The 24,807-nt window shown below is 36.9% G+C and carries 19 protein-coding genes; 10 read left to right on the top strand and 9 right to left on the bottom strand.

The features are described from left to right. Positions 1–16 precede the first annotated feature (16 nt). From acpS to rpoZ, 5 genes are all read right to left on the bottom strand, one after another. The gene (gene acpS / locus ACFINS_RS03335; RefSeq protein WP_375629295.1) at positions 17–418 is read right to left on the bottom strand and encodes a holo-ACP synthase; all 402 of its coding nucleotides are present in this window, start codon (positions 416–418) and stop codon (positions 17–19) included. A 20-nt stretch (positions 419–438) separates the two neighbouring features. Beyond that, a complete protein-coding gene (locus ACFINS_RS03330) occupies positions 439–1,029 on the bottom strand; it encodes a DUF2062 domain-containing protein (RefSeq protein WP_375606309.1) in 591 nt (196 codons plus the stop codon). A 93-nt stretch (positions 1,030–1,122) separates the two neighbouring features. Further along, positions 1,123–1,701 carry an orotate phosphoribosyltransferase gene (pyrE, locus tag ACFINS_RS03325; RefSeq protein WP_375629334.1) on the bottom strand — a complete coding sequence of 193 codons (579 nt, stop codon included), beginning with the start codon at positions 1,699–1,701 and terminating at the stop codon, positions 1,123–1,125. 16 nt (positions 1,702–1,717) lie between these two features. Continuing rightward, positions 1,718–3,943 (bottom strand): RelA/SpoT family protein, encoded by a 2,226-nt coding sequence (locus tag ACFINS_RS03320; RefSeq protein WP_375611211.1) that lies wholly within the window; start codon positions 3,941–3,943, stop codon positions 1,718–1,720. A gap of 128 nt (positions 3,944–4,071) precedes the next feature. Further along, positions 4,072–4,470 (bottom strand): DNA-directed RNA polymerase subunit omega, encoded by a 399-nt coding sequence (gene rpoZ / locus ACFINS_RS03315; RefSeq protein WP_273791104.1) that lies wholly within the window; start codon positions 4,468–4,470, stop codon positions 4,072–4,074. 570 nt (positions 4,471–5,040) lie between these two features. Between rpoZ and ACFINS_RS03310 the strand changes: the two genes are divergently transcribed. Then, entirely contained in the window at positions 5,041–5,709 is a 669-nt protein-coding gene (locus ACFINS_RS03310) for a uracil-DNA glycosylase (protein WP_375630891.1), read from the top strand. A gap of 48 nt (positions 5,710–5,757) precedes the next feature. On the opposite strand, the gene smpB is transcribed toward ACFINS_RS03310, so the two are convergent. Further along, positions 5,758–6,234, bottom strand: coding sequence for an SsrA-binding protein SmpB (gene smpB, locus ACFINS_RS03305; protein WP_012231306.1), 477 nt, complete (start codon positions 6,232–6,234; stop codon positions 5,758–5,760). Between the two features lie 18 nt (positions 6,235–6,252). After that, entirely contained in the window at positions 6,253–7,137 is an 885-nt protein-coding gene (gene dapA / locus ACFINS_RS03300; protein ID WP_375612952.1) for a 4-hydroxy-tetrahydrodipicolinate synthase, read from the bottom strand. A gap of 250 nt (positions 7,138–7,387) precedes the next feature. On the opposite strand from dapA, the gene ACFINS_RS03295 reads away from it, so the two are divergent. Next, on the top strand, positions 7,388–9,478 hold the full coding sequence (locus ACFINS_RS03295) for a lytic transglycosylase domain-containing protein (protein ID WP_375705895.1): 2,091 nt from the start codon (positions 7,388–7,390) through the stop codon (positions 9,476–9,478). A gap of 1,033 nt (positions 9,479–10,511) precedes the next feature. On the opposite strand, the gene ACFINS_RS03290 is transcribed toward ACFINS_RS03295, so the two are convergent. Next, positions 10,512–11,282, bottom strand: coding sequence for an energy transducer TonB (locus tag ACFINS_RS03290; RefSeq protein ID WP_375649667.1), 771 nt, complete (start codon positions 11,280–11,282; stop codon positions 10,512–10,514). 242 nt (positions 11,283–11,524) lie between these two features. On the opposite strand from ACFINS_RS03290, the gene ACFINS_RS03285 reads away from it, so the two are divergent. From ACFINS_RS03285 to ACFINS_RS03265, 5 genes are all read left to right on the top strand, one after another. Continuing rightward, a complete protein-coding gene (locus tag ACFINS_RS03285; RefSeq protein ID WP_375611208.1) occupies positions 11,525–13,702 on the top strand; it encodes a TonB-dependent hemoglobin/transferrin/lactoferrin family receptor in 2,178 nt (725 codons plus the stop codon). Between the two features lie 263 nt (positions 13,703–13,965). Next, complete coding sequence (locus ACFINS_RS03280) at positions 13,966–15,009, top strand: hemin-degrading factor (protein ID WP_375611207.1); 1,044 nt, start codon at positions 13,966–13,968, stop codon at positions 15,007–15,009. An 18-nt stretch (positions 15,010–15,027) separates the two neighbouring features. Next, complete coding sequence (locus tag ACFINS_RS03275; protein WP_375649502.1) at positions 15,028–15,930, top strand: hemin ABC transporter substrate-binding protein; 903 nt, start codon at positions 15,028–15,030, stop codon at positions 15,928–15,930. Between the two features lie 5 nt (positions 15,931–15,935). Next, complete coding sequence (locus tag ACFINS_RS03270; RefSeq protein ID WP_375638085.1) at positions 15,936–17,033, top strand: FecCD family ABC transporter permease; 1,098 nt, start codon at positions 15,936–15,938, stop codon at positions 17,031–17,033. Next, positions 17,030–17,863 carry a heme ABC transporter ATP-binding protein gene (locus ACFINS_RS03265; RefSeq protein WP_375611204.1) on the top strand — a complete coding sequence of 278 codons (834 nt, stop codon included), beginning with the start codon at positions 17,030–17,032 and terminating at the stop codon, positions 17,861–17,863. Before ACFINS_RS03270 ends, ACFINS_RS03265 begins: the two co-directional genes overlap by 4 nt. Positions 17,864–18,985: 1,122 nt before the next feature. Here ACFINS_RS03265 and ACFINS_RS03260 read toward each other — a convergent pair. Then, positions 18,986–19,960, bottom strand: coding sequence for a tail fiber protein (locus ACFINS_RS03260; RefSeq protein WP_375611203.1), 975 nt, complete (start codon positions 19,958–19,960; stop codon positions 18,986–18,988). 1,862 nt (positions 19,961–21,822) lie between these two features. On the opposite strand from ACFINS_RS03260, the gene thiC reads away from it, so the two are divergent. Genes thiC through thiS form a run of 3 tightly spaced genes read left to right on the top strand, consistent with a single transcriptional unit; the run spans position 21,823 to position 24,806 of the window. Further along, positions 21,823–23,658, top strand: coding sequence for a phosphomethylpyrimidine synthase ThiC (gene thiC / locus ACFINS_RS03255; RefSeq protein WP_375688906.1), 1,836 nt, complete (start codon positions 21,823–21,825; stop codon positions 23,656–23,658). Next, positions 23,655–24,605 carry an FAD-dependent oxidoreductase gene (locus ACFINS_RS03250; RefSeq protein WP_375671830.1) on the top strand — a complete coding sequence of 317 codons (951 nt, stop codon included), beginning with the start codon at positions 23,655–23,657 and terminating at the stop codon, positions 24,603–24,605. Before thiC ends, ACFINS_RS03250 begins: the two co-directional genes overlap by 4 nt. A gap of 3 nt (positions 24,606–24,608) precedes the next feature. Continuing rightward, positions 24,609–24,806: a sulfur carrier protein ThiS gene (gene thiS, locus ACFINS_RS03245; protein WP_273791115.1), complete on the top strand. Its 198-nt coding sequence runs from the start codon at positions 24,609–24,611 to the stop codon at positions 24,804–24,806. Position 24,807: the final 1 nt, after the last annotated feature.

Below are 24,807 nucleotides of genomic sequence, written 5' to 3'. Positions count from 1 at the left end.
CAATCTCTCATGCCATCTATCCACGTGGAAGTGCTTCGATAATAATAAATGCCTGTGCCCAAGGAAAATCATCTGTTATACTAAGATGAATAACTGCATCATGATGAGGAGGTAATAACTTTTGAAGTTGTATTTGCGCACGATTTGTTAATTGCATTATTGGTTTACCAGACGGCAAATTAACTACCCCCATGTCTTTCCAATTGATACCACAAGCGATTCCCGTTCCTAAGGCTTTAGCACATGCTTCTTTAGCAGCAAATCTTTTTGCATAAGAAGAGGAGCTTTTTTTGAGATTTTCAGATCTATTTCTTTCAATATCCGTAAAAATACGTTCAATAAAACGCTCACCATAACGAACCAACATTTTCTCAATACGTCGTATATCAACCAGATCATTTCCAAGACCAATAATCATAAGATATTACCCGATCTTTCTTACGATGAGCGCTTCTTTAAACGCCTTTTTTTTATAATCTTTTGATATCGCTTTTGTTTAAAACGAACCGTTGCTCTATAAACACCTATATAAGATAAACCACCAAAAACAATACCTAAAAGAGTTCCCCCTAAAATCATAGGACTCATAATTGTGTCCCATGCGCCTTTAAAGAGGAGAGAGAGATTTGACAATGTCAAACCATTAAATAGAGCACGAATTTGCGAAAGAGAAATCTCTTTGACATCGCTAAAAAGTGATAAACAAAAATACCCTACTTTATAATCAGCCATGACAATCAATAAAAATGTGAGTGGATTAGAAAAAATTGTCCCAATGATTGCGGCAGCAAAGTTTGCACGCAAAAGCCAAGAAAAAAATATTGCCAAAATAATATGCAGCCCAAAGAAAGGGGAACAAGCTAAAAAAACGCCAACAGCAACCCCTAATGCTACTTCATGCGGTGTTGCTGATATACGCAAAATACGTTTATGTATGTAGCAAAATGAGCGAGAAAATGAACGACGTGGCCATAACCAAAGTCGAATACGCGTTACAAAATCTATTGGTTCTCGACGACGAAAAAGCATATGACTCTCAATATACATCTTTTGATGATGAAATAATCTATATCATCCAAATTAATCTTTTTAAGCTTTTGCACAAAAAAAATAGAACGACAATTAAATATTTCGACTGCCTGGTTTAATCGCGGGAAGAACAGAAAGCTCTGCAGGAAGTGCATCACTAGCATAAGAGGTTATCTCGTATTCAGCAAGCGCAATCAATGGAACTCCAACATTGACCTTACCACCAGAACGATCAAGGATACATGCACTGGCCAACACCTCTGCTCCTGCTGCAACAAGCGCTTCAACAGTCTCACGAATGGAAAGACCCGTTGTTACAATATCTTCAACAATAACAACCCGTGCACCCTTCTTGATTTCAAAACGACGCAATTCAAAGATGCCATTTATACGCTCTACCCAAAGAGAAGGAACACCAAGGTGACGTGAAGTTTCATAGGAAGGAATAAGACCGCCAATTGCGGGACCAACAACATAGTCAATTTTTCCCTCGATAGATTTTTTGATTTTTTCAGCCAATCCACGACATAACTTTTCCGTCAAGTCAGCATGCATGAATACTTTCGCTTTTTGCATATAAGTCGCACTATGGCGCCCCGATGTTAAAATAAAATGCCCTTCTAGAATAGCATCTGCTTGTTTAAAAATATCAATGACATCTTGTGTATTCATTGCAAAATCTTTCTTTTTATCCATGAACCCGCCGTACTGTACTTACTGAACCTGCCTTTTTTAACTGAGAAAAAATACGATTCAAATGTTTTAAATCCCACACTTCCAAATCAATCATAATTTCTGTAAAATCTGGTGCTGTACGGATAAAAGATAAATTTTGGATATTGGCATCGTTAGCAGAAATTATTTGTGTAATTTCAGCCAAAGAACCAGGACTATTTACAACTAAAATATTCATCCGTGCAGGAAAACGTTCATTCATTTGGGCATCAATATCCCAGCGGACATCAATCCATCGTTCTGGCTGATCATCATACGCCATCAAAGCTGAAGACTGTATTGGATAAATAACAATCCCAGCTCCTGGCTGCATAATACCAACAATCCGATCTCCAGGTACTGCTCCTTCCGGTGAAAAACGTACGGGTATATCTCCACGGGTTCCTCTAATAGGCAAGGCTTTAGATTGATGATTCTCGACCATTGCATTCTTTTCATTTTCTGGAACTTTAAAAATCATACCTTGAGCATTTTCAATATTAAACCAACCTTCTTCCCCAGGCTTAAAAGATGACTTTTGTACCACACGGTGATCTTGATAATCAGGATAAACCGCTTTAATCACATCAGCGGAAAACAGCTCTCCACGCCCAACAGCAGCCAATACATCCTCTACATCTTTACGTGCTAAACGTGGCAAAACTTTCTTCAAAAGGTCTTTTGAAAATTGCTTTCCCATATATTCAAATGAACGCTCGAGAATACGATATCCTAAACCCGAATATTGTTTACGTACCGCTGCACGACTTGCTCGTCGAATAGCTGAACGTGCTTTACCCGTGACAACAAGAAATTCCCATGCTGCTGGCGGAATTTGAGCGTGTGAGCGAATAATATCAACCTCATCACCATTTTTTAATTTGGTCATTAAAGGCATAATACGACCATTGATTTTTACACCAACACAAGAATCACCGATGTCTGTATGGACGGCATAAGCAAAATCAATAGGCGTAGCTCCTTTAGGAAAAGCAATTAATCGACCTTTCGGCGTAAAACAAAAAACTTGGTCTTGAAAAAGCTCAAGTTTTGTATGTTCTAAAAACTCTTCTGGATTATCTCCATCAGACAAAGATTGTATCGTTTGACGCAACCATGCATAGGCATTCGTTTCACTTGATAACTTCACAGTCGAATAATTGGAACCGTGCTCTTTATATATGGAATGAGCAGCAACCCCATATTCAGCAACTTCATCCATAGCAGCCGTTCTAATTTGCAACTCAACACGTTGTCTTGAAGGACCAACAATTGTTGTATGAATAGAACGATAATCATTTTGCTTTGGTATAGAGATATAATCTTTAAAACGACCAGGAACCATTGGCCATGTCGTATGAATGACACCAAGAGCACGATAACAATCATTCACGGACTCAACAATCACACGAAATCCAAAAATATCCGATAATTGTTCAAAAGATAATGCTTTACTTTCCATTTTGCGAAAAACTGAATAAGATTTTTTCTGACGGCTTTTAACATCTGCTTTAATGCCATTTTCCAAAAAAAGTTTTGTCAATTCATTTTCAATTGTGGAAAGCAAATCACGGTTGTGTTTCAATAATTCAGAAAGTCGATTGGTAATCGTACGATAACCTTCTGGATTTAAATAAAAGAAAGAGAGATCCTCTAATTCCTCACGCATATCCTGCATACCCATACGACCTGCAAGTGGCGCATAGATATCCATCGTCTCTTCAGCAATTCGCCGACGTTTATCATCACGCATAACACCAAGGGTACGCATATTATGAAGACGATCAGCAAGTTTGACTAAAAGAACACGAACATCATCAGAAATAGCAATAAGAAGTTTACGAAGATTTTCTGCTTGTACGGCTTTCTTTGATACAAGATCAAGCTTATTAAGCTTTGTAAGCCCTTCAACCAACTTCCCAATTTCAGAACCAAAAAGCTGATCAATTTCTGCTCGTGTAGCGCTTGTATCTTCAATTGTATCATGCAAAAGAGCAACAGCAATCGTTGCCTCATCCAACCGCATATCTGTCAAAATAGCAGCAACTTCTAAAGGATGAGAAAAATAAAGATCACCTGACGCACGCTTTTGATGTGCATGCTTTTTCATTGCATAATCATAGGCCCTGTTTAAAAGAGCCTCATCTACGTCAGACTTGTAACGTTGAACACGTCCAACAAGCTCACACTGACGCATCATACGAGCATATCCTTTATCTTTTCACACCTCTAATCTTTATTGAACATGTCCTATCAATAAAAGACAAGAAAAATAATTGCTCCTTACATGACAAGGTATCTTTACTCCTGTAACATAAATTGCTGCAATTAATAATCGTCACTTTTTTCTGGAACAACCAAACCTTCAATACCCGCTAAAAGCTCTTCTTCTGACATATGATCAAATGAAGTACCTTCTTCTTGCGACGACGTATTAAAAACACTTTCAGCTTCACCTGAATGGGTAATAAATTCACTTGCCATTTCTGGCTCATCTACTTCCACATGCTTTTGCAACGAATGAATAAGGTCTTCCTTTAAATCAGCAGGCGACAATGTTTCTTCTGCTATTTCACGCAAAGCAACAACTGGATTTTTATCATTATCACGATCAACCGTAATCTGCGCTCCTTGTGAAATCTGACGCGCCCGATGACCTGCTAAAAGTACCAATTCAAAGCGGTTGTCAACTTTATCAATACAATCTTCTACCGTTACGCGGGCCATTTATGCCTCTTTCTCAAATAAAAAAATTTAATAGCGGATAGAGGAGTATATACAATAATCAAAATAAAACACAAGAAAAACAACACAAACTTTTATATTTTTTGATTAAAGAACTTATTTAAAAAAAATCTTGGAAAATTTATAAAAATGTATAACCTATTCATGCTTGTTATCAAAATTTCTTTTAAAAGCATTCCAATAGATTGACTTCAAACAAAGGGAGGTCTTTCTTGACAAAATACTTGTCTGGAGTCCTTATCCTTTTAAAAGGAATACCTGCTGTTTAAACCCTTTGCAATAACAGCAGCCTTATACATACTTTTTATGATAATATCTTTATCTAAAGAGAAAACTTTTTTCTTTGAACATCATGTGTATCGCACTCTTATTCATCGAATAAATTACTGAAAAATGATCTCTCTTTACACAATAATGAGCAATAAGTTTATATTAAACTTTCTTCTAAAAAAGTTTATTTATATTCATTATAGATTGTTTATCAAAACATAACCCGTCATATACGCTATATAAAGACTCAAAAAAATAGAAAAACGATTGATGCCTAACACCATGAATAGCCAATTAACATCACTTTGCCCAGAACCACCCCAAAATTGCAATTTATGTCCTAGGCTTCATCAATTTATCGCTGGCTGGCGTGTAAAAGAACCAAGTTGGTATAACGCACCGGTGCGCCCATTCTTTCCTTATAAAGGGCCAGATACAACACGCCTTCTTATTGTTGGGCTTGCTCCTGGATTACGCGGAGCAAATCGAACTGGACGTCCATTTACTGGTGATTATGCTGGGCACTTACTTTATTCAACTTTAAAAAAGTTTGGTTTTGCCCAAGGAACCTTTGAAGAAAGAGCAGACGATACTCTTGAACTTATTGATGCAGCAATTGTTAACTCTGTTCGTTGTGTTCCACCAGAAAATAAACCCACCGGTGCAGAAATTAACACGTGCCGCTATTTCTTCTCACCTCTTTTAACAAATCTTCCCAAACTTAAAGCCGTTATTACCTTAGGCACCATTGCGCACCATTCAACGATACGTGCCCTTAATGCAAAAGTTTTATCTCACCCTTTTGGACACGGTGAAATCAATAACATCGGCAGATTACGCATCTTTTCGAGCTATCACTGTTCTCGTTATAATACAAATACTGGGCGCTTGACAGACGCCATGTTTCACCAAATCTTTCAAGCAGCAAAAACATACTTAGATCAATGCTAAAACTGTTTTAAAAAGTGCTATAAATAAAGAATATCGAAATTGCATCCATCATCCATATCTTTTTAAAAGTCTTGCTTTTTCACGTCCCCAATCACGCTTTTTTTCCGTTTCGCGCTTATCATGAAGCTTTTTCCCCCGCGCTAGAGCGATCTCCAACTTAACGCGCCCTCGTTCATTAAAATAAAGTTTGAGAGGAACAAGTGTCATTCCTTCACGAGACGTTGCATTAAAAAAACGTGCCATCTCACGTTTTGAAAGTAATAATTTGCGCAAACGTCGTGGTTCATGATTAAAACGATTAGCCTGCGTATATTCAGGAATATAGCTGTTTACTAACCATAATTCCCCATTCTCAAAACTCGCATAGCTTTCAGCAATATTGGCATGATTAGAACGTAAGGACTTCACTTCCGCTCCCTGAAGGACAAGACCAGCCTCGAGATTATTAAGGATTTCAAAATTAAAACGTGCTTTACGATTGTCAGCAATTATTTTCCGTACGGGCGCGTTCTTTTTTTTATTCATGGCTTTGTCAATATCATTTTATGCTTTTAAAAGACCAGCATGACTGAGGGCTGCATCAATAATCTTCTTTGTTCTTTCTGTTAATGGAACAATAGGAGAACGCACAGTATCACCACAAAATCCTAATTTTGCAGCAGCATATTTAATACCTGCTGGACTAGGTTCAATAAACACAGCACGATTAAGAGGCATCAAGCGATCATTTAATTCTCGTGCTGTTTTATAATCACCACGAAAACAAGCGGCTTGAAGCTCTGCACAAAGCTTTGGAGCAACATTAGAAGAAACTGAAATACACCCCATACCTCCATGTGCATTAAAACCTAACGCCGTACAATCATCACCGGAAAGCTGCACAAAATCTTTTCCACACTTTTCACCTTGTTCACTAACGCGCTCAATTCTGCTCGTTGCATCCTTAACACCAATGATATTGTTAAAATCTTGATAAAGGTCTTTCATCGTTTCTACAGCCATATCGATAATAGAACGACCAGGAATATTATAAATTATAATCGGAATAGAAACAGCTTTGGCAATGGAAGAAAAATGCTTGTATAAACCAGATTGATTTGGTCTATTATAATAGGGAGTGACAACCAAAACTGCATCTGCACCAGCTTTTTGCGCGTATTGTGCAAGCTCTACAGCCTCGCTTGTGCTATTTGATCCCGCTCCAGCAACAACAGGAACACGCTTTGCAACCTGCTCAACACACAATTCTATAATCCGCTTATGTTCTTCATGACTTAACGTTGCTGATTCACCTGTTGTCCCAACAGGGCTTACTCCGTTAATCCCTTGTGTGATCTGCCATTCAACAAAATCACAAAACGCCTTCTCATCAATCGCGCCCTTGTTATCAAACGGTGTGATAAGCGCAGTTATAGCTCCCTTGAGCATGATAAACTCCCTATAATGTTTGCTTTTATTTTTTTATAATCGCCTTTTATAAATTTTAAATAGAACATAATCTTGCTCTATCATTGAAGCAAGATGAATTTCAAAAAAAGCCCCCATAAGATGAAAATGTCCCTCCTTAAATGTTGAACATTTCTTTAAAATAAGCCGTCTATATTAACGCGTTTTTCATGCTTGTGTTCTATAAATCCTTAAGTTTTTACAAAAAGCAAGGTCTCAAGGTCTTTTCTCTATGCGTGTATTATCCACCTCTCTTTTCGTATCAACCTTTACTACACTTATACTGGCAATAAGAATTTTATTTTCAAGTGCATACGCGCAAACACCCCTTTTGCAAGGGAAAGTACCAATCCCTTTGGTTCGCCCTACTCCCTTTACCGCAAAAGAAGCTCAAGAATCTCTTCAACAGATACACACTACATCACACAATACTGCTACACTTCAGCAACTGAAAACTGGGCTAGATGCACTAGCAAACAACAATATTGCAAAAACAATAAATCTTCGTAATTCAATGGAAAAACATAGCCTTGATCGTCATATTTTGACATGGGCGCTGGGGGTGTCAAACCAAGCTAATATACCCAGTTCTGAAATATTTAATGCAATCAACATGCTAAAAGGATGGCCCGGTATAGAAACGATGCAACGCAATGCTGAACGTGCTTTTCTTAACGAAACCAATATCACACACGCCATTATCCAAAAATTTTCTCATCATCCCCCCCAAACAGCACAAGGGATGGCTCTCTTCGCTAAAGCACTTATCGCAACGGGACAAATCACCCGTGCTCAACACATTATTGCACCATGGTGGCATAAAACACGGCTTAATGCACAAGAAGAAGTATTTGTTCTTAAAAATGCAAGTGCTGCCTTAAAACCTATTGATCATTTAAAACGCATGCAGTTTATGTTGTATGCACATCGTTTTGATTCAGCGGCACGCGTTGCAAAATTAGCCCATGCTCAATCTCTTTTTAATGCTTTTGTGGCGGTTGAAAAAAATGATCCTAGCGCAACACAAAAATTAAAAGCTTTAGAAAGAGTATGGAAAAAAGATCCTCTCTTCCAGTTTGCTCGAATGCGCCATCTGCGGCGAACAGAACAATATGATGCAGCCGCAACACTCATGATGAAAACATCACAAGATGCATTCCATCTTATGAACCCTCAATCATTGTGGAAAGAGCAACGCGCCCTTTCTCGTGAAATGCTTGATTTAAACAAACCCCAAATAGCTTATCAACTCGTTGCAAGGCACACTGGTATGACATCTGCATTAGCCGTCGATGCTGAATTTCACGCAGGATGGTATGCACTACGGTTTCTTCATAACCCTAAGTTGGCAATACAACATTTTTCACGCATTCCTCAACTCTCCTCTTTACCTTTTGCTGCATCACGTGGATATTACTGGATGGGACGAACAGCAGAAACGCTAAAAGAACATCAAAATGCCCAGCTGTACTTTCATCGCGCCGCTCATTTTGGCGCAACGTATTATGGTCAATTAGCCGCTGCGCGACTCAACCAAAAAAAATTTAATATCTCTTTTCCTAAACCAACAATCGCTGAGCGACAACATTTTAGTGCACGAAAAGCGATCAAAGCAATTCAACGTCTTGAAGAAGCTGGATATGCTGAGTTTGCTAAAGTTTTTTATAGAGAACTCGGAAAAAAAATAGAAAGCCCCGGTGAATTAGCTCTTCTGGCTGTTATGGCAGAAAAAAATGGTGACTATTATACCAGCCTCAGAATCGGAAAAATGGCTGCTTTCCTAGGAAAAAATGTCGGAGCACTCTCTCATCCTCTGGGAGCTATACCAGACTCTGCTCATATTTCTGTAGAAGAAAAATCGCTTATCTATGCCATTGCACGCCAAGAAAGCGAATTTAATCCAACAGCCATATCACAAGCAGGTGCACAAGGGATACTCCAATTGCTTCCTACAACTGCAGAAGCACTAGCAAAAAAATACTCAATCGCATGGTCTCCTAAAAGATTTAGCAGTGATGCGCGTTATAATGTGACATTAGGCACCCATTTTCTCAATGAACAATTGGAACGTTTTAATGGATCCTATATACTAACTCTTATTGGCTATAATGCAGGCCCCCGCCGTGTCAATGAATGGATCAAGCGCTATGGCGATCCTCGAGGACAACCTCTCGATAACGTCATCGATTGGATTGAACGTATCCCTTATACAGAAACACGGAATTACGTGATGTGTGTCATGGAAAATTATGGTGTCTACAAAGCGAGACTCACTGGGAAAATAGATATAAAAACCGACTTGCTTTCTGGTCGACGGAAATAATATGCCTTAACTTCCCAAATAGCATTTGAAATGCGTTCACAAGAAGTGTTTTTATTCCTTTTTAAATAGTACCCACATACCAACCTTCTTAGGATATATAAAAAGTAATTTTAATTAATTCAGTATTAATAAATTCGAAATGAGAAAACCCTCCGCTATTTTGGTCTTTTATTCCAAATACAAAATGATGAATTATCATTATAAATAAACATGTCGTACAAATAGTTCATTTCTTCTCAACATAAACGACAATATCATAGAGATTACAAATATAAGAAAAGAGTGAAACAAATAGCTCATCCTTTTACTGCTGCTTATTAGACAATATTCAAATCTTGTGAAACAGCATTTTTTAAAACTATTTTTTCTGCTTATAACATTTCTATACCAAATAAGAGCACGTTATTATATATATATATATATCGTTTGGATTATTTCTGATAACAGAAAGACAGACACATTGAGTTAGAAAGCCTTTAAAGACAAACAATTCTCTTCTGCCCCTTCCCTTTTCATTCGGTTTTACGACTTTTAAATATGTCAATATCTTTTAATAATAAAGATGAAACTTTGCTTTTTTCTCATTTTTACATATAAGCTCACATCCTTTACACAAAACAGAGCATCCCCAAATAGTATGTTTTTCTTATTTATATTATTGTTTTATTTTAATGTTTCTAAGTCCATTTCACAACGGTGTATCTGAAAAGTACTTACGAAAATCCTCTCACGAATGGTATAAAAATCGATTAGACACGATTAACCTTTAATTAATAAAAGCTATAGCTCTATCATCCCTTAACTCCCAATGTTGCAAAAGCCCTTTCATTTAGAGCACTCATAAGAAGTATATTCACTGCTTTTTAGAAGTTTTTTATCCATGCTCCTCCTCAACTTGTATCATAAGTAAGCGGATGGTTTTGATTGATTCAACATCAAAAAAATTCGAATAAATTATATTTGAACTTTCATCAAAATTATAAACAATCATTATAAATCAATATATTATAAGAAAATCGCCCCGTATAAAAAATCAGCTAAATATTAGGGATACTCTAATTGTTTTATTCACTTTTGATGGTGGTGGTGGTGGAAAAGAACCAACGCGTCGAAGGGCTGCCATCGCTAATCGATCAAGTTCTGGATCTCCAGCAGAAACAATGACACGACTAGAAAAAATACTCCCCTGCTCATGCACCATAAATTCTAACTTCACCGTTCCTTTTGTACGATTGGTGCGCTGTCCCACAATATAATTTTTTTGCCTTTCTAATTGTGACTGTACCTTTGCTAACCACTCCATTAACAACATATCTTCAAGCCCTGCTGTACCGCCGCCCTTGTTGATGGAAGAAGAACGTACCGCCTTTGCATTGGAGCGCTTTACTACGGCCTTTGGCATCTGTATTGTTTTTTTGATAAACGCTTTATGCTCCACTTTTTGAGGTAGGGGTTCTTCCAAAGGCTTTAAATCATCTTGTTCTACTATATGCTGAGGTTCTTCCGATTGAACTTCATCCACGGATTCCAATCCTTCTGACTCCTGCTCTAGGAGATCAGACTGTAATATTTCTTGTTCTGTATTAATATCCGACTCTCTATGAATATCTGGCAAGTCTGTATCAACATCCGGATATACAGTTTCTTGCACAAAAGTCAGCATAATCTCCGATGAGAGCAAGCCATTACTTATACCAGTACTTTGAAAATAAAACTGTGCTGCCAATAATACATGCAAAAAGAAAGCCCCAATAAATGCACCAATCCAAAGAGTTAATAATTGTTTCGTATTTGCAAAAATCATCGTTTCTTCTGCCACTATTTTAAGCTTAATATTGGTGTTCAATCTCATTAAAACAGGCTATTTTGAAATTGCAACTTTTTTCTTGACTGATTTTGTCATGTTTAATATGGTCTTCTAATGATTTTGTGCCGTTGTCAAAATCATTCCTACTTGGCTGGCAAGTTTTAATCAGTGAGTCCAGCCTTTTTGTATTAAAAAATTTCAAAACAGAGAGGGGATGTTTAAAAGGGTTATGATGTGTTATGCAAATAAGACGAAAAAATATCTATAAAAGCTGTGTAATTTTAAGTGCATTATCGGTCTGTATACCTTCATTTGTTTTTGCACAAAATAAAGATGGAAGTGCTGTCACTGAACTCAAACCAATCCTTATTAAAGGAAAAAAAATAGAAGATGCTTCAAATTCAATAACCATTCTGACTGATCGTAAGACCAACAAGAATATTGATGAAAGACAAATAACTGATGTTTATGATGTGAGTCGTCTTAATCCTTCCGTATCCTATAACTCAGAAAATAACAGTTTCGTTATTCGGGGTTTAGATGCAAACCGTGTTCTTACGACAATGGATGGTATTTCTCTTCCATGGTTTAATGATATATTCCGTGGTGGAGGTGGAAACACAACTTTTGATTTCAATGCTCTTTCTACGTTTGATACTATTCAAGGATCAGATTCTAGTCTTTATGGTTCTGGCGCCTTAGGGGGAATCATTGCGTTGCGTACCCTTGATCCTGAAGACCTGATCGTGGAAGAAAAGAATTGGGGAAGCCTTATAAAAGGTGGTTATAATTCTGTTGATAACAGCTGGCGCATCGATCAAGCTTTTGCTGTGCGTAATTACCGAACATTTTTACTTTTTCAAGGATCTTATGTAGAAGGTCATGAGCGCAAAAATATGGGAACAGTAGAAGGGTATGAGGAACGCACGCGCAAAAACCCTTCTCACTTTGATAAAAATAACTTACTTTTTAAAATTCATCAATATTTGAGTGATAATCACCGCCTTGGTTTTACCGCAGAGCGTTTTGGTCATAATAGTAACACACATGAATTAAATTCGTCTAAAAGATACGCTCCAGGTTCCGTTTATGAGCAGGATAATAAACTTCGTGAGCGCTTTTCTCTTTCTTATAATTATAATGGTAATGGTGATGCAGTTCTTGATGCGTTTAATGGGCAGCTTTATTGGCAAAGGCAATCAAGTCGTTACGTTATGACAGGCGTTCGTGTTTCAGCTCCCAAAGGGGATTATTTGAGAGATAATTTCTTGCGTAATATCAATTATGGTTTCAATGCTGATGCCCTTAAAAAAGTGGATTTTGGCACTATAAACCATACGTTAAAGTTTGTAATGAATGTTTCGTCATCTAAATTTCATCACTATTTGTTAGGTAAAGACAATTGTCATATAAAAGAATACGCTCGGGGATGTCTTTTTGTTCCTGCTAATCGATCAGATTCACCAGACACAAATGGTTACAATTTAGGTTTTGTTTTTGAAGATGAAATTGGGTTGGTTGATGATCGTTTTCGTATAACACCGGGAATCCGGTATGATTGGTACAAATATGTTCCTCAGAAAACACCTTCTTATGAGAAAGCACTGATTTCTGATAAATTCCCTCCAGAAAGAAATGGTTCACGCTTTTCTCCTAAATTACGCGTGGAGTGGGATGTTCGTAATCAAGTAACGCTCTATGCTCAGTGGGCACAGGCTTTTCGTGCACCACGTATTTCAGAACTTTACGTCTCTTATATCAAACCTTCTGCTTATTACGTGAAAGGGAATCCTGATCTTCAACCAGAAACAAGCAATGGGTATGATGTTGGTCTACGGTATGGAAATGTAAATTTCGGTGGTTCCTTCAATGCCTTTTTCAATAAATATAAGAATTTCATAGATACTGAGGATAGAGGGCCATCAGAGGAATTTAGATTTGCGCGTCGGCATTACATGAATCGTTTTCACGTGCAAATTTTTGGTGTTGAGACAAAAGCCCATTTAGTTCTTAAAAATGGTTTTCATAGCAATGTTGCTCTTGCTTATTCACAAGGAAAAGATCTTGATAAAAAGGAGTATCTTAACTCAATTCCTCCTTTGAAAGCAGTTATCGGATTAGGATATGCAAAAGAGGTTTGGGGAAGCGATATTATCCTTACTTTGGCAGCTAAACGTGACAAAGTAGCCGGAGAATCTGATTACCAAAAAATTCCAGGATATCATGTCGTTGATATGACAGGGTGGTGGAAACCATTCGGTGAAACGGGACCTATTCTAAGAGCCGGTGTTTATAATCTTTTCAATACAAAATATTGGAATGTATCTGAACTTCCTTCAGGTAAAAGTTCAACACCAAAAGATTATTATAGCCAGCCTGGTCGTAACTTTAAGGTGTCGTTTGTACAAAAGTTTTAGTCACTTCTGTTAATTATTCGGTCAATAAAATCGTATTGATAAAAGGATTAATTATTGTGTTTCTATTTTCAACATCTTTAAAATTACAAAGATTTGGTAGAAAAGTTTTAATTCTTTCTGTTTTATCGTTTTTTGATTGCTCAGCTGTTGGCGATAGAGTGTTATTTTGTGATAGATTGAACTCTTAAAAGAATTTAATTTATTGCCTTGGAATTGTAAAATTTGAAAGTTAGTTTTTGAGTTAAGTAACATAAGGTAAATTCATGGCACATACAGCTGAAATGATTCTTCGTTTGCGTGAAGAAAAAAAAGAAATGCGAAACCGCGATTTTGCGGTTTCGATTGGTATATCTGAAGCGGAGCTTATTGCGGCTTATTGTACCATTGGAAAAGCAAAAAGGCTACAAACTGATGTTGCTACTCTCTTGGAAAATGCACCTCGACTTGGAACCGTCATGGTCTTAACTCGCAATGAATATGCTGTTCACGAAATAACGGGACGCTTTGAAAAAATTGTTCAAAACGAACATATTCCTATCACACTTGGTGAAATTGATTTGCGTATTTTTACAAAACAATGGAAGTTCGGTTTTGAATATGATGTCGTTATTCTTGGAAAACCTACAAAAAGTCTGCAATTCTTTGATCAACATGGCGTTGCTATTTTAAAGGTCTATTCTAAAGATATGACAAATATGGAAGAGTGGAATAAACTTGTTGAAAAGCTCCTTCTTGAAGATCAGTCTCCTGTTCTTAACATTCTTCCCGTTTCTCTCCCAGCCCAATGTGACATAACAGAATTGGATATTGAGAGTTTTCGGGATCGTTGGCGGAAAATGACAGATGTACACCAACTTCACAAAATTATTTCCGAATTTAAAATTAATCGACATCATGCTGTAAAATATGTTGGTAATGAATTTGCCGATGAATTACAGGTAAATGCTGTTGAAATAATGCTTAACCAAGTCGCACAACAAGAACTGCCAATCATGTGTTTTGTTGGGAATAAAGGGTGTATTCAAATTTTTAGTGGGACTGTAAAAAATATTAAGCAAATGGGACCTTGGCTTAATGTTCTTGATCCAAGATTTGACCTTCATTTACTCACGTCTGGGATTGCTAGAGTATGGCATGTTCGCAAACCTACCCGTGATGGTTATGTCAGTTCACTTGAAGTTTTCGATAAAGATGATGAGATGGTTATTCAATTTTTTGGCGTACGCAAGGAGGGTCAAAAAGAACGTGAAGATTGGCGTTCTTTATTGAATAGTTTGCCATCATGCCAAGAAAACAGCAGTAACTAAGATAAGATAAGGTTAGACATGTTCATATCTCTTTTACATAGGTTATCAAACCTTTTTCTTACGTGTTTACTGCTCTCTCTTACTTGTTTTTCTAAACAAGTAATTGCTGAACCTGCAACGCGTTTTCCTGAAAATGCTCGAATTGTTTCTATCGGCGGAGCACTTACAGAAATTGTCTATGCATTGGGAGCCCAAGATCAACTTGTCGCCCGTGATAGTACAAGCGTCTACCCACAAGAAGCGCTCAAGCTTCCTGTGCTTGGATATATGCGTGCTCTTTCACCTGAGGGGGTTTTATCACTTGCTCCAGAGGGTATATTGCTTGTTGAAGGAAGTGGTCCCGCTTCAACAATTGATATTCTCAAAAAAACATCAATACCTCTGGTGATCATACCAGAAGACTACTCCCGTGAAAATGTGATAGAAAAGATTCGCCTCGTTGGTCAAGCCATTCATCGGGAAGTGCAAGCCGCGGCGTTAATTGAGAAATTGAAGCGTAATTTTTTAGACAACGATGCGCGTTTGGCGAAAGTAACAACACCAAAGCGTGTTCTTTTTGTTTTCTCTGTGCAAAATGGACGCGTCATGGCATCTGGAACAGGTACTGCAGCTGATAGTATGATCAAACTTTCAGGCGCTATCAATGCTATCACCGATTATAAAGGATATAAACTTCTCAACGGCGAAGCATTATTGAAATCAGATCCTGATGTTATTTTGCTTGTAAAACATGGTGCAAGATCAACCAGCATTGATAAGATTTTAGCCATACCGGCAGTTCAAGCAACAACTGCAGCGAAAAATCATGCCATAAAACAGATGGATGCTATGTATTTTTTGGGATTTGGTCCACGTACTGCAGACGCATCAAGAGAGCTTATTGAGATACTTTATGGTGCACATCAAAACGGTAAGAGCTGATAAAAATGGTAGACGGTACATCCAAGATGCATTTACCTAAAGAAAAAGAAGGTAAAAAAATAAACCGTTCAAAGCAGGGGAAGATTTTATTATTAAGCTTAATAATATTCCTTATTTTCAGTATTTTTGGTGGGCTCTTGAATGGTGCAGCAAAGGTTTCTTTCGTTGATCTCCTCCATGTGATACTTACACAAGATTTTTCGGTAAGTAGTAAAACGCGTGATTACCTCGTGCTCATCGACATAAGGCTTCCCCGTGTTATCTTGGGATTATTGATTGGAGCAGCCTTAGCTGTCTCCGGTGTTCTTATGCAAGGGCTTTTTCGTAATCCTCTTGCAGATCCCGGAATTGTAGGTGTATCAGCAGGTGCTGGACTTGGAGCAGTCTTAGCAATTGTTGTCGGCATTGCTTTTCCTGTTTCTTTTGCACCTTTTCTAGAGCCTTATAAAGTTATCATAGGTGCTTTTTTTGGTGGACTTTTATCAACGATTATTCTCTACATAATAGCAACGCATAACAGCTTTACCTCTATTGCAACCATGCTGCTTGCTGGTATTGCTCTTGGTGCATTAAGCAGTGCTGTTGTAGGAACATTGATTTTTGTCGCAAATGACCAACAACTGCGTGATATCACTTTTTGGAGTCTGGGCTCTCTTGCGGGCGCTACATGGTTGAAAGTATGGCTTGTTCTCCCTTTTATCGTTATTGGTCTTCTTTTCTCTCCCTTTTTATCACGAGCACTTAATGCCCTTGCTCTTGGAGAAGCTGTTGCTGGCCATATTGGTTTCCATATTCAACGCGTCAAAAATATTGCTATTCCCCTTGTTGCTCTTATGTGCGGTAGTGCTGTTGCTGTCAGTGGTGGTATTGGTTTTATTGGTATTATTGTTCCTCATATTTTACGTCAACTCATAGGTCCTGATCATCGCTATCTCATTCCTTGCTCTGCTCTCTTGGGAGCAGCATTACTTATTTTTGCTGATATGTTTGCACGCTTAATTGTTGCCCCCGCAGAATTGCCGATTGGGATTGTAACAGCGCTTTTTGGTGCACCTTTCTTTCTATGGATCCTTATATGCAAACGAGGAACAGACTTTTCATGATTGAAGCGACAAATATTTGTGTTCAGCGCGGAAAGAAGCAGATTCTTAAACACATTAATCTTCAAGCTAAAAGTGGTGCTTTTACCATTATTATTGGTCCTAATGGATCAGGAAAAAGTACTTTTATCAAAGCTCTGAGTGGTGAAATTCCTTATAGTGGAAAAATAACCTTAAATGGTTATAATGTATGCCAAACAAAAACTCATGTAATGGCAAAAATGCGGGCTGTACTACCACAATCAACAACGCTCGTATTTCCATTCTTAGTCCATGAAGTTGTAGGGCTTGGCCTTTCTGTAAACCAATTTAGCATTGCCAAAGCCGAATTGCAAAATCTTATCCAGAAAGCTTTAGAGTGCGTTGACCTTTCTGATTATGGCAACCTGTATTATCACCAATTATCAGGTGGAGAACAAGCTAGAGTACAACTTGCCCGTGTACTTTGCCAAGTCTGGAAACCTGTTCATAATGGGATTCCTCGCTGGATGATATTAGATGAACCTATTGCTAGCCTCGATATTCAACATCAAATCATCGTTATGGATATTGCTAAACAATTTGCTCATTCTGGTGGCGGCGTTCTTGCTGTTCTTCATGACCTCAATCTCGCGGCACATTATGCAGATAACATGATCTTGCTCAAGGAAGGTGAGATTTATTGCGAAGGAAATGCAACTAATGTGTTGACAACACAAAATCTCCGCGATGTTTATCATTGTTCTTTAAACGTTTCTGAATTACCTAAAGAAGATATCCCTTTTATACTCCCTCAAACGACATCCTCCTATGAAATTAGATCTCTAGGCTATCGGCTTCAATCTAAAAACTAAAGTCCATAGCAAAATAAAACACGCAAATATTCAAGAATCTTTTTTATTTTTATATGAACTCCTTTTTGTCATCTATCATTAAAAAAGAAGACCAAGCACCCTAAAGATATTTTTGGAAAAAACTACCAGTTTAAAATCTTTCAAGATTTTACGTAACTAAAAACATGTGAAGTTTTGTTTTGCTATCAAACTGTTAGATAATACGAATTTATACAACATAAATATGCGTTTTCCTACTCTTTATATCACTTTTATCTTTATAAAAATGATTCAAGAAATGCGTACAAATGCCTTTGTTATAATAACGGGTGTATTATTATATCTTCTAAGGACCATATAGAAATCAAGTACCTTTCTCCCCTGCATAAAAGATTTATTTGTAGCTTTAATGGTAATGTTTTCTTTATAATACATATACTTTAGCTTATTTGTATAAATAAATATTGATTTACAATGATATTTTTAATTTTCTTTCTCTATTAAAAAATTGTTTATTGGCATATCACAAAGAATTAACCTATTGAATAAAAACTTTAAAATAAACTTAATAACGCTTTTTGTAAGCCCCCTAATGCAAAAACAATGCGGAATATAGGGATGAGGAGAGAGTATAGAAATAGCGTTTGTCTTCTGCTTCATAAGCATAATGATGATTCCACTCAAAGGGGAACTATCATTTACAGATAAAGCCTCCTACCATGGCAATGCAAAGAAATGAAATCGACAACAAGGTGAGAAATATATTTATAAGATGAATTAACTCATACAGGGGTATGCTATTTTTGCACAAAAAACGCTAAAAATATTGTACTTTTTTATGCCTCAGGTTGAATAATTTTATTACCTTCCCCTATCAAAACACCTTATGAAAAAATATATCTCCAGATCTCTTCACGGCACAGTTTAAATGATTTTTAAACATTTTCCCTATGTTATCATATAATTATAAAATAAATTATATTCTTAACTCTTTCTTTCAATCATTTTAAATTTGTTTTTTGACGCTCTCAAGTATTCTATTAACAATATAGATTTCCTTTTCATATGTATAGAAAATAACGCGGAATTGCTCCGCGTTAACAAAATTATCAAGGTGTATAGATTATTATTACTTAAACATACTCATGATTTTATAGCATAGACAACGGTTGTATTAACAGGGCGCGTTTCTGCCTCACCCGTATGGGAAAGAGTTACCTTGTGTGTATGTGCACCAGCAGAAGCTGTTCTCCCTTTCAGGGTTGCATTATAAGTATAATGATTCGGGAGTCTCCCAATATCACCAACGGGCCATCCTACCCCTTGATACTCAAAATTATGCGCATGCTCGCCTGCGTTTTCAATACTCCCAATATGCGTATGTGATTTTATGCTATCTTGTTGTTCATCTGCAAACTTTCTACCACCATCTAAACCCCGACCATTATCAAAGCCGCGTAAAAACATGCCTCTAAAATCAGGAACTTTAAAAGTTTTATTGCTGTCTTTTCCCCATTTATCACCTATTGCCTCGAATAACTGCGGATAATCTTCACGCTTATAGGCCTTACCATCACATAAAAGCCAACCATTTGGCACATTTTGCATAGCAAATGTTGCAATAAATCCAGAGGGGAAACTTTCTATCTTTGGTGGTGTAGGGTTTAATAAATACCAACCCTCATGCTCTTTTATTAAAACACCATTATTGTATACCATTTCATAAATGCCATCTGTTTGAAATTCTCCACCTTCTAATGGTATAACCCCCGTATCAGTGGCTTTATAGATAAGCTTTTCTCCTATATTATTAACAGTTATTGTTGTCACGCCAATATTTACACCACAAGCTTTAAAACGTATGACGATATCATTGTTGTATTTCTTTATAGGCGAAACTGTCTTTAAGGTAATTAATGTTGTTTTATCTTCCAAATTTACTATAAAGCTTGAATTAATAGATCCACCATTATCTGCAAGATATTCGCGCACGCGCTGCATCATCGCCCTTGCACTATCATTAACAGAACTAGGCGGCTGTCCTTCTGCCCAATTAATGATACTATCTGAATAAGCATTTTCATCAGCCTTTAGAGACCAATCATAGATATTAGACATTTTAAATCCCCCATTATTTTCATAGTTTTTCTAACAACTTCTCGTTCTGTGCACTAAAATGTACTGCCGTTGTTTATTGGTACATCATAACCACTGCACCATCCTTATTTACGCATTTTATCTCTCTTCACTCCTTCCAATTTTATAACCTAAATTCACCAGACGCTTTTCATAACATTAGTATTAATGCTTTCTCTTCTAATGTATAATGTAACCACCTCATCTGATGTTACTTAATATCTTGTTTTGTTGCTTTGCTGTTGTTATATAATTATTTTTTCAATCTTGCATCTTGTTGCAAAATTTATAAATACTTCCAAAATTTTTCTTATTATGGATTTCATATAACCATTACTGAATGTAATAACTTATCATCCACATAGAAAGTTTCTGACTTAAACATTATCTTTTTTATTTTTTTTCAATAGTTTAAATCTATCTCCTCGATATTTTATACCATATATTTTAAACAAAGAAATTCTATCTTTTGGCTATCATTTGTATTAAAACTTTAAAAATTAGCTTCAAATTTTTTGCATGCTTCATTATGTTTTTATTCACATGCAAATACTTTGTTCTATTTTATTCAATTGATTTCTGAAATTGTGTCACAAGATTAGCACCAATGTTTTTTTGAATAAGCTTTTGTTCAATCTAAATGTATCACAGAGAATATATTCAATATGGACATTTGCTCCACACTTTCATTAAACTGGAAATAAAATACTTTGAAATATTAAATATCACACACCTTCACAAAATTTGAAGGTTGTATCCGATCCGGAAAAAATTAAAAAGCATAACCTAGCGCCCTCCCCCAATTTTTATGAACAATATCCTTGTTTTTTAAACGCCCCATAACCAACTTTTCCCCTCCCACACTTAGCACACCTGCCTCTATATATTATTATATGTATATCTTTTTTGCAAGAACAATAAATCATTCTAAACAACATCTTGCAATTATTGGTGTTCTTTTTAATTCATGGCAATATTATTTTTATAATAAAGATTAGGTATTGTTTCACGCTTTTGTTTATCGCATTCTTAATGGGAACATCCCCCTCATAAAGAATAAAGTACCCCAAACAAAATATAATGATATTGCATATTACGCACTTTTTAAGAAATATTGCTCAAAATATACTCCTTTCATTTTACGACAGCGCACGTCAATGATACAATAGCAAGCCATTATAGATCATCAGCTTTAAGCTTTTGAAGATACAAGTGGAATCCATCATACATTTTGTTGGCTCCCACGTTTTGACAGCCTCACTCTTAGAATGTTCATTAAATGACATTTGGCTTCCTTTCTTCAAGTGCTTTGCCCCATACGCTCCCACTTATGACGTGCAAGGAAGTGTTTTTATACGAAAAGATATATGATGAGAGGATCTTATGGTATTCTGAGTTATTATTTTAATATGAAAAAAATCTCAATCAAAGCCATAAACTATCTACTTTTCCCTGATAATCCGTTTTTAACTTTATTCTGGTTTATAAAAGCTTCAATATCATAGTTTATCACTTCATAATATCTATTTTCACTCTTAAAAACACACCAAAATCGTTTAAAATATATTTTTATGATTGACAATATAGATATTTAAGCCAACCATATTCGTATTAACAAAAATACTTCAAGTGGGAGGAGGCATGCAAATATTAGAATAGATATTGTATCAGTTTTTCAAAATAACTTTTCTTGAGCTGTATTGGGTTTTCTTTGCTACAAAGCAATACTATCTCTATTCATCTGAATGCTCGTGATTGATAATTTGAATACACCTCCATTAACATCGTAACTCCATTAACATCGCAACCTATTTTTGAACTCCGTGTCTATAAGGAAAAAGTTTGTGCAGAAAAATACTCCATCAATCAGTTGTAGCCCCTTTCCCGCTTCACGCAAAATTTATCAACAGAGCCTTCTCTTTTCTGATGTGCGCGTACCATTGCGTGAAATTTCACTGGCTGATGGCAGTGGTGAAAAACCTTTAAACGTCTACGATACTTCTGGCCCCTACACAGATAAAGATATGATCATTGATATTACAAAAGGCCTGCCAGCAATTAGCTTGCCTTGGCTCTCTAAGCGGGATGATACTGAAACTTATCCTGCACGATTAGTTAAACCTGAAGATAATGGATTGACTTCTGATAAAAACCTTACTCCAGCCTTTAAGCAAAAACGTTCTATTTTACGAGCAAAAAATGGCAAAGCAATTACACAAATGGCTTACGCACGCGCAGGCATTATTACCGAAGAAATGGAATATGTGGCTATACGAGAAAATGAAGGATTAGTAGTAAAAGAACGGCAGAATGTACCATCAAATGAAACATTTGCTGGATCAATACCAGAAATTTATACTGCGGAATTTGTGCGCAATGAAATTGCTTGTGGACGCGCCATTATTCCACAAAACATTAATCATCCAGAGTGCGAACCCATGATTATTGGGCGTAATTTTCGTGTTAAAATTAATGCTAATATTGGCAATTCAGCAGTAACTTCATCTATGGAAGAAGAAGTTGATAAAATGGTTTGGGCCATTCGCTGGGGAGCAGATACAGTTATGGATCTTTCTACAGGTCGAAATATTCACAATATTCGTGAATGGATTATTCGAAATTCTCCTGTGCCCATCGGGACTGTTCCTCTGTATCAAGCACTCGAAAAAGTACAGGGTATTGCCGAAAACTTAACATGGGATATTTTCCGTGATACCCTTATTGAGCAAGCAGAGCAAGGTGTTGATTATTTTACCATTCACGCAGGATTAAGATTACCATTTATTCCTATGACCATTGATCGTGTAACAGGTATTGTTTCACGAGGCGGTTCTATTATGGCAAAATGGTGTCTCCATCATCACAAAGAAAGCTTTCTCTATGAACATTTTGATGAAATTTGTGATATTGCACGCACGTATGACATCTCTCTTTCATTGGGGGATGGATTACGCCCTGGCTCTATTGCCGATGCCAATGATGAAGCCCAATTTGCAGAGCTTAAAACCTTGGGAGAATTGACAAAAATTGCTTGGAAAAAGGATGTACAGGTTATGATTGAAGGACCAGGACATGTCCCAATGCACAAAATTAAAGAAAATATGGAGCAACAATTAGATCTTTGTCATGAGGCGCCTTTTTATACTTTGGGACCTCTTACAACGGATATTGCTCCTGGTTATGACCATATTACATCAGCAATTGGTGCCGCTATGATTGGATGGTTTGGAACTGCTATGTTGTGTTATGTAACACCTAAAGAACACCTAGGACTCCCCGATAGGAATGACGTAAAAACTGGTGTGATCACTTATAAAATTGCTGCTCATGCCGCTGACCTTGCTAAAGGTTTACCTAGAGCACAATTGCGCGATAATGCTCTTTCGCGTGCACGATTTGATTTTAGATGGCATGATCAATTTAACCTTTCTCTTGATCCAGAAACAGCCTGTGCCTTTCACGATGAGACAATGCCTAAAGAAGCCCATAAATTAGTGCATTTTTGTTCCATGTGTGGACCAAAATTCTGTTCTATGCGTATTTCCCATGATATTCGTGAGGCAGCTGCAATAAGAAAAACAAAAGGGGAAGGTATGATCGCCATGGCCGAAAAATATCAGAAAAATGGTGACCTTTATATGGAAATTGTTCCTCCTCAAAAAAAGAAAGTAAATAGTTGAAGAACATTCTTATCAAAGGTGCAGGTGTAGGCGGCTTAACAGTTGCCTTTATGTTACAGCAAAAAGGTGCTTCTGTTACTGTATCGGCCCCCCCTCATTCACCTATAGGAAGTGCTAGTTGGTATGCAGGAGGAATGCTTGCACCTTACTGTGAAAGGGAAAGTGCAGAACAAATTGTTGAAGATCTTGGTGTACAAGCTATACAATGGTGGCGTAAAACGCTCCCAAACCTTGTCATACAAAAAGGCACTTTAGTGGTTGCACCTACACGAGATAGAGGAGAGCTTGAACGATTTTCTGTGCGTACGCATAATCACAAAACCGTAGATAATACAGAAATAGCTCATCTTGAACCAGATCTTGCGGAACGTTTTAACTGTGCACTCTTTTATGAAAATGAAGCCCATATTGATCCTCGCAAAGCACTTATGACTTTAAAAGAAAAGCTTCTCAACAATGGAGCCTGTTTTGTTGATGTAGAAATAGCTGAAAAAAATTTTGATATTGTTATTGATGCGACAGGAATAGCACGTTTAGGAAAAGATAAAAATATACGGGGCGTACGCGGCGAAATGCTTCTCGTGCGCTGCACCGATATTAAAATTTCGCGTCCAATTCGTCTTCTTCACCCACGGTTTCCTCTCTACATTGTACCTCGACAAGATAATATTTTTATGATTGGTGCAACGATGATTGAAAGTGACTTTGATGGTGCAATCTCTGTAAGATCAATGATGGAACTGCTCAACGCGGCTTATACTTTACATCCTGCTTTTGCTGAAGCAGAAATTATTGAATCTGGCGTTGGTGTTCGTCCATGTTATCCTAATAACTTCCCTTCTGTGCATAAAGATGGTAACTTTATTTCTATTAATGGATTTTATAGACATGGTTTTCTGTTGTCTCCAGAAATGGCAAAACGAGCAATGGAATTGGCATTGGAATAAAACATGCAAATATTTGTTAATGGTGAAACAGTCCAAACAGAAGTTATGACTCTCGGTCTCTTGCTTGAAGAATTGGGGTATGAAGGAAATTGGCTTGCAACTGCTGTTAACGCTGAAGTTGTTCCCATAGATGCACGAAGCCAATTTGTCTTGCATGAAGGAGATAAAATTGAAATTTTAAGCCCAATGCAAGGAGGCTAAA

The organism is Bartonella sp. AA2SXKL, from assembly GCF_042197205.1.
GTDB lineage: Bacteria > Pseudomonadota > Alphaproteobacteria > Rhizobiales > Rhizobiaceae > Bartonella.
Note: the sequence above shows the minus strand (reverse complement) of the source record. Positions and strands in the feature narration are given on the sequence as shown.

Excerpts from the sequence above, each read along its gene's own strand:
- ACFINS_RS03270 (WP_375638085.1), top strand. The coding sequence starts at position 15,936 with ATGGTAGACGGTACATCCAAGATGCATTTACCTAAAGAAAAAGAAGGT.
- ACFINS_RS03295 (WP_375705895.1), top strand. The coding sequence starts at position 7,388 with ATGCGTGTATTATCCACCTCTCTTTTCGTATCAACCTTTACTACACTT.
- dapA (WP_375612952.1), bottom strand. The coding sequence starts at position 7,137 with ATGCTCAAGGGAGCTATAACTGCGCTTATCACACCGTTTGATAACAAG.
- ACFINS_RS03265 (WP_375611204.1), top strand. The coding sequence starts at position 17,030 with ATGATTGAAGCGACAAATATTTGTGTTCAGCGCGGAAAGAAGCAGATT.
- ACFINS_RS03320 (WP_375611211.1), bottom strand. The coding sequence starts at position 3,943 with ATGATGCGTCAGTGTGAGCTTGTTGGACGTGTTCAACGTTACAAGTCT.
- ACFINS_RS03330 (WP_375606309.1), bottom strand. The coding sequence starts at position 1,029 with ATGCTTTTTCGTCGTCGAGAACCAATAGATTTTGTAACGCGTATTCGA.
- ACFINS_RS03285 (WP_375611208.1), top strand. The coding sequence starts at position 11,525 with ATGCAAATAAGACGAAAAAATATCTATAAAAGCTGTGTAATTTTAAGT.
- rpoZ (WP_273791104.1), bottom strand. The coding sequence starts at position 4,470 with ATGGCCCGCGTAACGGTAGAAGATTGTATTGATAAAGTTGACAACCGC.
- ACFINS_RS03290 (WP_375649667.1), bottom strand. The coding sequence starts at position 11,282 with ATGATTTTTGCAAATACGAAACAATTATTAACTCTTTGGATTGGTGCA.
- acpS (WP_375629295.1), bottom strand. The coding sequence starts at position 418 with ATGATTATTGGTCTTGGAAATGATCTGGTTGATATACGACGTATTGAG.
- ACFINS_RS03260 (WP_375611203.1), bottom strand. The coding sequence starts at position 19,960 with ATGTCTAATATCTATGATTGGTCTCTAAAGGCTGATGAAAATGCTTAT.
- pyrE (WP_375629334.1), bottom strand. The coding sequence starts at position 1,701 with ATGAATACACAAGATGTCATTGATATTTTTAAACAAGCAGATGCTATT.
- ACFINS_RS03310 (WP_375630891.1), top strand. The coding sequence starts at position 5,041 with ATGAATAGCCAATTAACATCACTTTGCCCAGAACCACCCCAAAATTGC.
- smpB (WP_012231306.1), bottom strand. The coding sequence starts at position 6,234 with ATGAATAAAAAAAAGAACGCGCCCGTACGGAAAATAATTGCTGACAAT.
- ACFINS_RS03280 (WP_375611207.1), top strand. The coding sequence starts at position 13,966 with ATGGCACATACAGCTGAAATGATTCTTCGTTTGCGTGAAGAAAAAAAA.
- thiS (WP_273791115.1), top strand. The coding sequence starts at position 24,609 with ATGCAAATATTTGTTAATGGTGAAACAGTCCAAACAGAAGTTATGACT.
- ACFINS_RS03275 (WP_375649502.1), top strand. The coding sequence starts at position 15,028 with ATGTTCATATCTCTTTTACATAGGTTATCAAACCTTTTTCTTACGTGT.